Genomic DNA, 13,320 nt, shown 5'->3' on the forward strand with positions numbered 1-13,320 from the left:
CAATGAAAAAACTATATACCCTTCTCGCAGCTGTATTTATTGCTGCCAGTGTGTTTGCTCAGGCACCCGAAAAAATGAGCTATCAGGCAGTCATCCGTAACAGCAGTAACCAACTGGTAACCACCCAACAGGTTGGAATGCAAATCAGCATACTTCAAGGCTCGGCCAACGGAACAGCAGTGTATGTGGAAACACAAACACCAAACACCAACGCCAACGGTTTAGTTAGCATTGAAATTGGTAACGGATCGGTTGTTAGCGGCAACTTTACAGCCATTGACTGGGCAAACGGCCCTTATTTCATTCAATCGGAAACCGACCCCACTGGTGGGACAAATTACACCATTACCGGAACAAGTCAGTTGCTGAGTGTTCCTTATGCCCTACATGCAAAGACGGCAGAATCCGTTACGGGAGGAATAGCAGAAACGGACCCGGTTTATACAAACAGTCAGGCAGCAAACATTACCGCAACCGACATTACCAATTTAAGCAATCTGTCGGGCACAAACACGGGAGATCAGGATTTAACTCCTTTGGCGACTAAAATCGCTTTAGCCGATTCAACGGCAAAAGTCCGTAGTGAAATTCCCGATGTAAGCGGATTTATCTCAACAGAAGCTGATCCTGAATTTACAAACAGCGAGGCGGCAAATATTACTGCAGCCGATATTACCAATCTGCGTAATCAATCAGGCACGAACACGGGAGACCAGGATTTAAGTCCTCTGGCAACTAAAACTGCTTTAGCTGATTCTATTGCGCAGGTTCGCAGTGAAATTCCCAACACGGCAGATGGTTCGGAGACCAAGTTAACAGCAGGAACCAATGTAACCGTAACTGGCTCAGGAACAACTGCAAGTCCTTATGTGGTTAATGCAGGTGGAGTAACCAAATATTCTGTTGGAGACTTTGCACAGGGTGGTATTGTTTTTTATGTTGATGAAACAGGACAACACGGGCTCGTATGTGCCAAAGATGATCAAAGTACCGGAATAAGATGGTATGCAGGAACTTATGGAAACACCCAGGCATATACAGAAGGTACATTTTCAGGCAAAACTAACACAACAATGATAATTGCAGCACATTATGCAATCGGAAACGACGGATTAGGTTATGCAGCCCTTGCTTGTGTTTATCTAAACGTTGTAGTAGGCGGACACTCTTACGGAGACTGGTATTTACCTTCAAAAAGTGAATTGAATATGATGTTTACTAATCGGGGAAAAATTAATGCTACTGCCCTGGCAAATGGTGGAAAAGCTATTGCAAATGACTTCTATTGGAGTTCAACTGAGGGTAATCAAACCGATGCATGGGCTCAGTTTCTCCTTACTGGGGAACAACTTACAGGCGACAAGGGAGCATTGGCTTACGTGCGTGCCATACGGGCTTTTTAATCATTTGCCCTGTAAAGTAGCTTTGCAGAAGCAAAGCCTACTTTACGGGGTGAATTTACTTAATCCATTAATCCCCGTTCGCACCGATTCCTGCCTGCCACAAACAGGTGTAATTGGTGTGCAGTTCGGCAAAACTGAAAATAAGCTTTGAGCTACGAGCCTCGAGCATACAGCAAAGTAAGATTCCTTCCCCTCTATCAGTGCACAGACTCGGGTCCGGAATGACATGGATTATACATTTCATCCATGGCGCAAAAACAAAGTTCTAAGTCCAAAATATCACTGCGCCGCGAGAACATTATCCTAATTTGTCATCCCTATCCCGTGGGGAGAGGGATCTAAAATGCATTGGGATATAGCTACGAGCCAATCGCTTTGAGCTCCCGTCTTCAAACTTCCTGCATTTGATTTCGAGCCTGAAAACTACTCCATAACATATTTTCAGAGGTAACATTAATCCTATTTATGTTTACTTTTATTCCGGTAGTTAACAAAACTCTGAATCAAAAACCTTGAATACGCAATTTCACATAAAAAGAAAAAGTTGGGTTCCACATACGTTAGGGGTAATTTTGAAAGAAAAAAATTAAGCCAATAGCTAGTATTAATTTTATGAGATTTATAGAATTTCTGAGAATAGATTTTTAAAACTTATAATAAATAAACAAATGCAAGACTGGGTTAACATAGCACAAATTGCAACTGCAATAATTACCTTAATTGGTGTTGCTACTTCAGTTTGGTTATCGATTAAGGCTTTAAGAGAAGTTCAGCATGACAGAAAATTAAATCATAAACCATTTTTGTTGTTTGACTTTGGAGCAGAACAAATTCCTATTGAATTTGTAAAATGTGGCAAGGCAATTCCAGGAATTAATCCAAAATATGTTCAAATGGCATTTGCTCATTTACCAGATGACATTGAATCAATTAGAGTCAAACATTATGAAAAAGATGACAAAACAATTCTCATCGATTATGGTTCACTGAGAAATCATGGGAATGGACCTGCTCTTGGCGTGGAGGTTGTATTTAATCCTCAAAAAGTTTGGATAGGGTCTGAGAAATTCGAACTAAATCAAAACAAACTAAAAGAACCACAATATGAGCGTGGTTTAAATAAACTCCCAACATATCCAAGTCACATCGCTAAAGATTCAACTGGACAACTTCATAGAATACCTACTTTCATTGAAAAAGACTTTGAGAAAAAGATTTCGAGAGTTGACGGTATTTTAGAAATTGAATACAAAGACATATTTATGAATGAATATGTAACGAAACAAGAGTTTAGAATTTTCACTGATTATTCGGCAGATGAAAAAAACATCACATTTACTTTTAGCGACATTGAGAATTAAAAATGAAAAAACTACCCCTAACACAGTACATATTGCAGGGCGGGGTTAGGTGGTACGCCAACTGCGGATTCTCACATTGCAGTTCCGTGTCCTTCGGACAGGAACGCTCTTCGAAATCCGCCCCGACAACATGTACCAACTGTTAAAAGCAATTTCAAAATACATATAACTTGACAATGATCACCCTGAATAAAATTAATATCATACTTGGATTGTTACTGATGTCGGTACATTGTGTAGCACAAATACCAAGGTTTAACATAGATGAAATTGCCCCTAAAATTGAAGTGGTGATTTCTAATTTTAAAGATTTGGATGAAGGTGAGCCGGTGAGGATTAAATGTGAGATTGTTAATAATACTGACTTTACTCAAAGACTGGAATTTACTGAATTTCATCCCTATCATAAAAAATTGCCCTATGCCACCTGTATCACTGCAACTGTTTATAATTTAAATGATAGTAGTTTATGTAGATACGAAACTCAATATTATATCTGGTCCACGTTATTTTCAGACAAAGATAAACAATACATAAACCTTAAACCAAAGGAGAAGATCGTAAGAGAATTGAACATTAGCGAGATAACCGTTAATTGCTCCTGCGATTATAAAAAAGGATTTAAAAAAGGAAAATACAAAGTCCAGGTATTTGTACATTCGAAACCTTCCAATATTCTGGAGATTGAAATAAAATGATTAAACACTATAAAGCGGCAACACGATGTGTAAGTAATGACTGGGTGATAATAAATATTAAGAATTTGGCTCGCGTCAATACACTCCACGTTTGACAGCAATAGCTCCGAAACCCACCACGAACTAAAGATAGACTGATAAACAAACCCGAAATGAATACTTAACTAACTATAAATGAAAACAACCCAATACAAACTATCGACTGACGACCTGGATAAAACAGTAAATTACTTAATCGAATTTCTGCCTTTTGATTATGAAAATCACAGTTTAAACATGTCGGTTTTGGCATCAGAAGCCTATTACATGAGAAACGGTTCCACCCAGTTAAATATGATCATCGCCAAACGGGAAGCATCGTATCTTCTTATTGATGTGATGGGAAGTGCCGGTGGTAGAGGTCCCCAGAACTGGGACTGGGGTTCTGAAAAAAGCTACATAAAAAATGTAAAGAGAGTATTAGACGAATACGCAAAAGAATTCAGCTTGACACTGGAAGAGCTTGAAACGACCGAATAAGAAATCAGCTAGTGAAAATCGGTTAAAACCAAAATATCAAATGAATCATCTCCGCTTAACAAAATCCATGAAAAAAGTAATAACGCTAAGCATCCTGACCTTTATTCTTTCTGCCTGCAGTTTTTCATTTTCGAAAAAGAATGAAATCAGAACAAAAAACCAATCCATCGACGGGGTGGAGTACTGGTTTAACAACTACGCTGAATACAGGAATACACAGGTGTTATTCGTAAAAAATTTCCAACTGAAAAACAGAGTTTCATTTTATGGTATGGGACAAGCGATTGAAAAAACAATTTACAAATCTGATTTTGAAAAACAGATTGATTTTAATGCCGTTGACGACTTTCAGATTGACAGTGTGTCATTCCTGATCAACGAAAGAAAAGATAAAATCGATTTGATTTACTATGTGAATTTGGGGAATCAACACAAATCGGTTTCGATGATTCTGCAAAAAGACAAAGATGACTGGACGTTGCAATAAAAATACCCTATTCAAATCCATCCGCACAGCTAAGGCTCCACAGAGCATCATTACGCGAACCAAAAACAGAATATAAATGATAGCATTAACATCAAAAAATTATCCGAACATTGCGCAGAGTTTTGGCATTACAGGAATAGTAGTACTTGGCACCCTGTTGCTTAGCCCGGTAAACATGGTATTAAACAAGCTGATCGGGAAAGAAGCTTCCATGCTGGTCTATTATCTTTTAGCAGTAGGTTTACCTTTGGCGATAGTGTATTCCATCCGAAAAAGTAAAACCCAACGCTGCTCGTTCAACCTCGACATCGAAAATAAACGAACCATTCCTTTTGTGGTAGTCGGAACAATCGCTTTACTTTTTGGTGTCATTTCACCCATTGCCAGCACTATTCCCGTACCCGACAGTATTAAAAAAGCGCTGTTGGATTTTGGGAGTCAAACCGGTATTTTTGCCTTTATCCTGATGGTGATTGCGGCTCCGGTACTGGAGGAAATAATATTCAGGGGAATTATGCTGGATGGCCTGCTGAGACAATATTCGCCCGTCAAATCCATACTTATTTCCAGCTTCCTTTTCGGATTGGTTCATCTCAATCCGTGGCAATTTGTAACCGGATTTATCATCGGCATTTTTTCGGGATGGGTGTATTGCCAAACCCAAAGCCTGTCACTTTCGGTTATTATTCACGCAGCGGCTAATTTAAGCGGGTATATCACGCGCCATTTTATCGACATGGATACCTCGGTAAACGAAACCCTAACCGAAGCCTATGGCGGAACCACCAGGGCGGTACTGATCATCAGCGGAACAGTATTGATTGCGGGAATGTGTATCTACTTCCTGCACCGGGAATTTCAAAAACAACAGCCCAAGAAAGACTGGCTTCACCCAAGTGAGCCCATTTCTTCTGCTGACACATTCCTTTCAGCCGGCAAGGAAAAATTGGGGAAATAACAATTGGCATTATATTTACAGGCAAAAGCACGACAAGCGGTCAGCAGGGAGAAAATAAACTAAAATCCAGAAAAAAATCGCGATCCGTTTAGGCCGGCTTTTACGGTAATCGACTGTAAAACCATTATAAACCGATAAAGCCAATTGAAAACATGATAAAAAAGCTGCTGTTACTGGCACTTGGTTTGCTTCCTCTTGCCACACTCGCGCAGGAAGCCACTTTGGCGAAGCCACTGAAGGAAAAAATTGTTACTTACTCAAGCACGAATAACAATGCGGGCATTCTTGTTCTGACGGGGAAAAACGACAGCATTTCGACCTATGCGGTGGGTTATGCCGATGCCGGGGAAAAAACGCCGGTTACCAACGATCATCTTTTTGAAATCGGGAGCGCCAGCAAAATATTCACGGCCATCGCCATTTTCCAGTTAATCGAAGAAAACAAATTGTCGTTACATACCACACTCAACACCTTGTATCCCGGCGGTGAAATAAAAGCGCTTGCGAATTACGAGGGGCAAAACTACTGGGACCAGGTTACGGTGGAAATGTTGTTAAATCATACCTCGGGTTTTATCGACTACCTGAATGCTTACGGCTCTGATGAAGAAGCGCTCAAAGCTTTCAGCCGGGAAAAGGAGTACACTTTCGACGAACTTATCTGTTTATCGGCCAGTCATGGCGATGCCAACTTCGTTCCCGGGAGCAGGTTTAAATACTCCAACACCAACTATATAATTCTGGGCGATATTATTTCGAAAGTCTCGGAAATGCACTGGAAAACTTACATTCAAAGAAACATTCTGGAGAAAGCCGGGCTTAAAAATACATTCTTCGGATCGGAAATATCACCGGAGAACCACCAGCGGCTGATGACGGGCTACTATGGAAATAAAATCACGCAAATACCCTATTCCTTGGCCGGAAGCGCCGGTGAAATAATTTCCAATTTGTACGATCTTCACAAATTTCTGCTCTTCTGGAGCGAAGGAAAGTTTTATAAAAATCCGAACACTTTTCAGCAGCAGCTGTCAACAGGGGTCCATAACATGAGCCCAAAATCGAATCTCGTAAAATATGCGCTGGGAACCATGATGGTTGGCGAAATGGTTGGCCATGGCGGACAAACCTTTGGATTTCAATCGTATTTAGCAATAAATCCCCGGACGCATGATGTCTGTGTTATTGGCATTAACAATGCAGCCGTATCCAGTATTTCGCTGCTCGTGAATTTAATGGAGATGAACTAGATTGAACGATTGAAAAACGGGGAAATGGCTACTCCTATCCGGGACTTGTTTTTATTTGCTGATGCAACAATATCCAATGAAGAACTCCCAAGATCCAATTTTCAGGATTTTGTTGGATATTTTACATTGAAAATTGGATATTCTTAAAAATTGATTTTCAGAAAAAAGCGGCCTCCTTGCTGTATGGACACTCCGTCCTTTTTACTTTACACTTGCAGCGCGGATTTACGATGGCATAAAAAAGGCCATCCGTCAAAATCGACGGACGGCCAGTCCTTTTACAAAGGCTATTTCAACTATCTTTTTTCGTATGGCTCATGTTGCGGCCATTTCGCTGGGTTCTTTTTCATTTGTTCTTTTACCACTTCGATGGCTTTTTCAAGCTGATTATCGACGCCGTTAGCCAGTTCCTGATGATCTTCAGCCACCGGAACATCGGGATCCACACCGTGTCCTTCCCGGAACCATTTTCCGTCGGGATCATACATTCTAAACGTAGGTGCCGTTACCGAACCACCATCGATGAGCGAGGGCGTTCCGCTGATACCGATCAAACCACCCCAGGTACGTGAACCAACCAGCGGGCCGAGTTCTGATTTCCGGAAGAAATCGGGGAAGGCATCGCCGCCTGATCCGCTCCAACCGTTGATCAGCATCACTTTGGCGCCAAAATGTGCTACCGGGGGCCATTGCCAGTCGTGCCCATCGCGCACTGCCCAATAAGCCAGCGCCTTGCGGCTCAGCAGCTCGATAAAGCGATCCGGAATCTGACCTCCGCTGTTAAAGCGTTCGTCAATGATCAGGCCTTCTTTGTCCCACTGTCCGTAAAACTGGCGGGCCAGCTCATTTTGCCCGTCAATACCGGTGCTGCGTACATAAATGTAACCGACTTTACCATCGGTGGCTTCCTCCACGCGTTTGCGTTTCGCCTCAATCCATTCGAGATGGCGCAGACGCGATTCGTCGCTCATCAGTTTAACGATGATCTTTTTTGCATCGGCTTTCGCGGTTGTTTTACCAACGGTCAGCTCCACGGTTTTTCCACCCAGTCCCTGGAAAGCAGCTGCCGGTTCTTTGTCGGTGGTAATCGGCTTTCCGTTTACTTCCAAAATGTAATCGCCCACAGCCACATCCACTCCGGGCTCGGCCAGCGGCGAACGTTCTTCCGCATCCCAAACGGCGCCAGCAAGAATCTTTTTCACTTGGTAAGCGCCGTTGCTGATGCCCCAGTCGATACCCAGGTAGCCCACGCTTTGTTGCGGTGTTTGCTCAACGTCGCCACCTCCTTTGTAAGCATGCGATGCATTCATTTCACCAATCAGTTCCCCCATAATAAAGTTCACATCTTCGCGACTTGATGCCTGCTCAATCAAAGCGCCGTATTGCGTTTTCATTTTTTTCCAATCCACTCCGTGCATGCCTTTGTCGTAGAAAAAGTCACGTTCAATGCGCCACGCATCGGTAAATACCTGTCTCCATTCTTCTTTCGGAATCACGGTCATTTCCATCTCCTGCAGCGGAACATTTTTATCGGCTTTTTTATTTTCACCCACATCGATCACACTTAACCGGCCCCGGTTCGACACCAGTAATTTTTCGCCATTGGCCGACAGATCAAAATCTCCCGCATCATCAAGGATCGTTTTTTCTTCACGGTCTTTCAAATCCCAGAAAACAATCGGGTTTTTGGTTTTTCCTTCGGATTGTACACTTTTCTGGTAAATGATTTTGCCTTTGGCAGCCGTCAGATTCCGGTAACTACCTGCACTCACCGGGAGCAGAACCAGGCGTTGTTCCAGCCCGTCGAAATCGATGGTTACTTTCTTTTCATCCTTTCTCTCATCTTTCTTGTCACCGTTCTCTTCTTTTTCCTTGGCTTCGCCTTTCTCCTTGTCGCTGTCTTTCTTTTCTTCCTTCACCTCTACGGCATCGTTTTCAGGTTCCAGCGGCGAAGGCGTATCTTTTTTCAGCGTGATGGCAGCTACCAACGTTGATTTGGTATAAATCCAGGAATTGTCAAAATCGCTGTAATCCGCATTCATCGATCGATTGGTCAATACATACAGGTATTTTCCTTCCGGATCAAAGGCCGGATCTGAGTTGCTGTAAAAATCAGATGTTATCTGACGTTTCTGGCCATTGTCGACATCGTAAACAAACACTACCGATTGTTTATTTTCGACGCCCCGCGCCCAGGTTACATATTTGCTGTCGGCCGACCATGACACTGAAAAGCCCCGCAAGGCACCTTCCATTTTCCAAAGCGCTTTATCGATTTCTTTTACTGCCCCCGACTCCGCATCACAAATCTTGATGCTCATGGTCTGGTCAATAAAAACCAGTTTTTTCGAATCGGGCGACCAGTAAAGGTTGTAACGGAATCCTTCGCCAAGTTTGGTGATGGTTTTAACCGATTCCGATTCAACATCGTAAAGCGCCAGTTCGTACTCGCCGCTTTCGTCGCTCCACCAGGCCAGTGTTTTTCCGTCGGGCGACCATGCCGGGAAACGTTGCGCCGATCCTGAACTTTGCGTAAGATTCAGTACATATCCTTTTTCGGCAGGCAACGAAAAAATTTCGCCCCTGGCTTCCGCCAGTACCCGCTTGCCATCGGGAGAAACAGCCGAGTTCTGAAGGTACCTCTCCGCTTTCACCGTTTTGGGCATTGTTGCCATTTGGTCGGTCACCACTTCAATTTTCACCTTCTTGTATTTTTTTGTGGACAGGTCCATCAAATACATATCGCTACCTGCCTGGAAGATCAAATCATCCGGTCCGATCGAAGGGAAACGTACATCCAAATCAGTGAAATTGGTAATTTGCACGTTGGTCTTCGCCTGTGTGTCATAGGCCCAGATGTTGTATCTCTTTTCCTTCCCGTTGTCTGACAAATAGTATACGGTGCTGCCGCTCCACATCGGGAGTTCGTCGCTGCCGTCGCTGTTGGTAATGTTGATCGTGGAATGATCGCTGAGGTTCATCACATAAATATCAGGAGCCATTCCTCCCCGGTATCTTTTCCAGGTGCGGTTGATCCTTGTTTTATCGGTAAACGCCAGCTGTTTTCCATCCGGTGAGATACTACCGATTTCGGCATAAGCCGGAGGTAATACCTCGGGAAGACCACCATTTTTATCGATGGAAAACAGTCGCGAGAAACGTTGTCTTCCGCTCTCCTGCCCTGTTGAGAAAATAAGTTTGTTTCCATCCGGAGTCCAGTCCTGGATGACACAACCGCGCCAGGTTATGCGCTGTGGCTGTCCGCCATTAAACGGGATGGTATAAATATCGCGCGATCCATCATAATTGGCCGTAAAAGCCAGAGTTTTTCCATCGGGAGAGAACTTCGGAAGGACCTCCTCCCCTCCCGGAGAACTAAGCCGCGTCGCCTGTCCGCCTTCTTTCTGCACAATCCAGATATCGCCTGCATATACAAATGCAATGTGTGTTTTTGATACATCGGCATAACGAAACAGCCGGGCATCAACCTGAGCACTAACAGATAAACCGGCCAGTAAAACAAGGGCCAGCATCAGAAAAATTGTCTTCATATAATTCGTTTTGATGATTAAGATCTCTTTGAACACTGTTAACAAGATATGTTTAGATAAGTTCGTCAAACCCTTATTTCATTACAAAAAGGAACAATAAGTTATTAATTTCCTCTCGTACCTCATCTGTCTCGCCAGGCTTCATCAACCTAACAGCGGCATAATCAAGAAATAAAATGCTTTATATAAAGCGTTGATTTTTTTATTCTGACTGTAATTAATCCGTGAAAGGCAACACTTATTTAAGTACATTTAATCCTCTTTGTTTGAATTTACTGTAGGGGATTTGTGGTCTGAGCGGTAACAGAGAGCAACAAAAGCAATCTTGCACAAGAGACAAATTGAACCTTATTTAACGGAAAATAAATCCTAAACTAAACGTGTCACCAAAAGGCTTCCAACATAAAGCCGGCTTTTTCTTCCTGATCTTATTGTTCTTCGCAGCCGGACATGTATCTGCCCAAAAGGCCGACGAAATGACCATTTCCGGAAGCTTCAGAAATGTGCCCTTAAGTCGTTTTTTGGAAACATTACAGCAGAATTACGGATTAAAAATCTATTACAAAGACGTTTGGATTGATCAATATACGGTTAACACAACTTTTGACAACAACCCACTGGTTCGGGCGCTCAACAGTATCTTCAATGAGCACGACCTTACCTATGAGATTTTTCAGGATAACCTTATCCTGATATTTCCGCGCCGTATGGATACCCGGCACAACCTCGACGAAGCCGGTCAGATTATGGTTATTGGCGATCCGATTAACCTGGGGCGCTACAAAACCGCTAAAATATCGGGAAAGGTGCTCGATGGGAAAACCGGCGATCCTCTGATGGGCGCCGTGATTTTTGATCGTAAACTTGAAAAGGGAGCCTCTTCAGGGAAAGACGGCAACTTTACCCTTGATTTGCCTACCGGAGAACATACGCTGCAAATTTCGTACATGGGTTTTCAGGGCTACGACAAAAAAATCAACCTGATCGAATCGGGTGAAGCCCAATTTGAACTTTTCGAGGAATCGCATAACATCGAAGAAGTGCTTGTGGTAGCCGATGAATACACCGCTTCCCGTACTCAAACCAGCCTCGTACAAATGTCGTCGAAAGAAATCAAAAGCCTGCCTTTACTCATGGGCGAAAGAGATATCATCAAAAGTATCACGATGATGCCGGGAATCCAGACAGTGGGTGAGCTTTCTTCGGGTTTTAATGTCCGCGGCGGAAATTCAGATCAGAACCTGGTGCTGGTCGATGGCTCGCCGGTGTTTAACACCACCCATTTATTTGGGTTTCTGTCGATGATCAATCCCGACCTGGTAGAAGACATGCGCGTTTATAAAGGCGGTCTTCCGGCACGGTACGGCGAACGGGTTGCTTCGGTGATGGAAGTAGATTTTAAAGACGGAAACAACGAATTACTCCGGGTTTACGGAGGACTGGGAATCATTAATTCACGCCTCGCCATTGATGGTCCGCTTACCAAAAACAAAAAACTTACGGTTCTCGCCGGTGGTCGCTTATCCTATACCGACTGGGTATTGAAACAAATTCCCGACAAAGACATTTCAAGAAGTACCACCAACTTTTATGATTTCAGCGGAAAACTTACCTACAAATTTGATCACAACAATTCGATCAAATTAATGGGCTACAGCAGCAACGATGAATTCAGCACCAGCAGCGAATCGATCAATGAATACGGGAATACCTTATTCAACCTAGAAGTGAGAAATAAACTTGGAGAAAATCTGTTTGGCGAGCTCGATCTTTCACACAGCAATTATTATTTCCGCTTAACCGATTTTACTGACGGCAAGAATTTTGAAGCCTATTACCTCGACAATAAATTTGGCTACAACTCCTTAAAATACAACCTTATCTGGCACCCTACACCCAACCACAATGTGCATTCGGGGATCAACCTGATTCATTATAAAAATGATCCCGGAGAGGTCAGGCCGTATTCCGATACAACGATTATTATACCCGACAAAGTAGATGCTGAAAAAGCCATTGAAGGGGCGTTTTATGCCAGCGACGAGTTTACTGTTATTCCCGGGGTGACGATCAATCTCGGCCTTCGCTACAGCAGATTTTCGTATTTGGGACCGACCACCGTTTTTTTATACGACGAAAGTCAGGCTAAAACACCGGAGACCGTAACAGGAACGCTCGAATTTGGAAACAACGAAGTTGTAAAAACCTACAGGGGCATCGATCCGCGGTTTTCATTGAATTATGAAACACCTTCGAACTACTCGCTTAAAATGAGCTATCAGCGTACCCGCCAGTACATCAATCAAATCAGTAACAGTGCTGTAATTTCGCCTGCCGAAATCTGGAAAACCAGCGATTATCACCTGGAACCTCTGATCAACGACCAGCTGACGATTGGTCTTTCAAACAACAATTTTTTGAAAGAATATCAGTTTTCAGCCGAGGCGTATTACAAACAACTTCAAAACCTGATCGAATATAAAAACGGGGCAAAGGTGATCATGAACAAACACCTGGAAACCGATTTGATTCCTTCTGACGGATTTTCATACGGGTTGGAACTTTCGTTAACCAAAAAGCAGGGTCGTCTTACCGGATGGATGAATTATACCTATTCCAGAACCAAACGAAAAACAACCGGAGAGTTTGACGAAGAACAAATTAATGCAGGAAAATATTACCCGTCGATTTACGATAAACCCCACGATCTGTCGGCGGTGGCAACCTACAACATCAGCCGGAGATGGAGATTATCCGGAAACTTTGTCTTTATCTCGGGAAGACCGGTGACTTTGCCCGAAATATCGTATCAGTACGAAGGTCAAACACTGGTGTACTATTCTGACCGGAATAAGTACAGGATGCCACCGTATCACCGCTTTGACCTTTCCATCACTTTTGACGAAAACCTGAGAAAAAAACGGATGTGGAAAGGAAGCTGGACGCTTTCGGTGTACAATCTTTACGGAAGAAAAAATCCGTATTCGGTTTATTTCCGGAAAAGTATTGGAGCAGGCTCTTCGCCTTCGTTGTATAAGTTATCGGTCATCGGAGTTCCGGTACCGTCGTTAACCTATAATTTTACGTTCTGAC

At 43.1% G+C, this 13,320-nt stretch carries 9 protein-coding genes; 8 read left to right on the forward strand and 1 reads right to left on the reverse strand.

Annotated elements, in window-relative coordinates; translation table 11 throughout:
- Positions 1 to 2 precede the first annotated feature (2 nt).
- The 7 genes from MR764_RS01910 (at position 3) to MR764_RS01940 (ending at position 6,676) form a co-directional block, all read left to right on the forward strand.
- The gene (locus MR764_RS01910) at positions 3 to 1,403 is read left to right on the forward strand and encodes a DUF1566 domain-containing protein (RefSeq protein ID WP_247977696.1); all 1,401 of its coding nucleotides are present in this window, start codon (positions 3 to 5) and stop codon (positions 1,401 to 1,403) included.
- A 668-nt stretch (positions 1,404 to 2,071) separates the two neighbouring features.
- A complete protein-coding gene (locus MR764_RS01915; protein ID WP_247977697.1) occupies positions 2,072 to 2,764 on the forward strand; it encodes a hypothetical protein in 693 nt (230 codons plus the stop codon).
- 176 nt (positions 2,765 to 2,940) lie between these two features.
- The gene (locus MR764_RS01920) at positions 2,941 to 3,462 is read left to right on the forward strand and encodes a hypothetical protein (protein WP_247977698.1); all 522 of its coding nucleotides are present in this window, start codon (positions 2,941 to 2,943) and stop codon (positions 3,460 to 3,462) included.
- A gap of 174 nt (positions 3,463 to 3,636) precedes the next feature.
- Complete coding sequence (locus MR764_RS01925; RefSeq protein WP_247977699.1) at positions 3,637 to 3,981, forward strand: DUF6054 family protein; 345 nt, start codon at positions 3,637 to 3,639, stop codon at positions 3,979 to 3,981.
- Between the two features lie 67 nt (positions 3,982 to 4,048).
- A complete protein-coding gene (locus tag MR764_RS01930; protein WP_247977700.1) occupies positions 4,049 to 4,468 on the forward strand; it encodes a hypothetical protein in 420 nt (139 codons plus the stop codon).
- Positions 4,469 to 4,544: 76 nt separating this feature from the next.
- Complete coding sequence (locus MR764_RS01935) at positions 4,545 to 5,426, forward strand: type II CAAX endopeptidase family protein (protein WP_247977701.1); 882 nt, start codon at positions 4,545 to 4,547, stop codon at positions 5,424 to 5,426.
- A gap of 152 nt (positions 5,427 to 5,578) precedes the next feature.
- Positions 5,579 to 6,676, forward strand: coding sequence for a serine hydrolase domain-containing protein (locus tag MR764_RS01940; RefSeq protein ID WP_247977702.1), 1,098 nt, complete (start codon positions 5,579 to 5,581; stop codon positions 6,674 to 6,676).
- Between the two features lie 296 nt (positions 6,677 to 6,972).
- Here MR764_RS01940 and MR764_RS01945 read toward each other — a convergent pair whose 3' ends face one another.
- Entirely contained in the window at positions 6,973 to 10,227 is a 3,255-nt protein-coding gene (locus MR764_RS01945; protein ID WP_247977703.1) for a S41 family peptidase, read from the reverse strand.
- A gap of 380 nt (positions 10,228 to 10,607) precedes the next feature.
- Between MR764_RS01945 and MR764_RS01950 the strand changes: the two genes are divergently transcribed.
- A complete protein-coding gene (locus MR764_RS01950) occupies positions 10,608 to 13,319 on the forward strand; it encodes a carboxypeptidase-like regulatory domain-containing protein (RefSeq protein ID WP_247977704.1) in 2,712 nt (903 codons plus the stop codon).
- The last annotated feature ends 1 nt before the right edge of the window (position 13,320 follow it).

Origin of the sequence: Maribellus sp. YY47, assembly GCF_023111095.1 — a bacterium.
Taxonomy (GTDB): Bacteria; Bacteroidota; Bacteroidia; order Bacteroidales; family Prolixibacteraceae; genus Draconibacterium.

Bases quoted from the DNA above. Each gene is read 5' to 3' on its own strand.
- MR764_RS01910 (WP_247977696.1), top strand. From the start codon at position 3: ATGAAAAAACTATATACCCTTCTCGCAGCTGTATTTATTGCTGCCAGT.
- MR764_RS01915 (WP_247977697.1), top strand. From the start codon at position 2,072: ATGCAAGACTGGGTTAACATAGCACAAATTGCAACTGCAATAATTACC.
- MR764_RS01920 (WP_247977698.1), top strand. From the start codon at position 2,941: ATGATCACCCTGAATAAAATTAATATCATACTTGGATTGTTACTGATG.
- MR764_RS01925 (WP_247977699.1), top strand. From the start codon at position 3,637: ATGAAAACAACCCAATACAAACTATCGACTGACGACCTGGATAAAACA.
- MR764_RS01930 (WP_247977700.1), top strand. From the start codon at position 4,049: ATGAAAAAAGTAATAACGCTAAGCATCCTGACCTTTATTCTTTCTGCC.
- MR764_RS01935 (WP_247977701.1), top strand. From the start codon at position 4,545: ATGATAGCATTAACATCAAAAAATTATCCGAACATTGCGCAGAGTTTT.
- MR764_RS01940 (WP_247977702.1), top strand. From the start codon at position 5,579: ATGATAAAAAAGCTGCTGTTACTGGCACTTGGTTTGCTTCCTCTTGCC.
- MR764_RS01945 (WP_247977703.1), bottom strand. From the start codon at position 10,227: ATGAAGACAATTTTTCTGATGCTGGCCCTTGTTTTACTGGCCGGTTTA.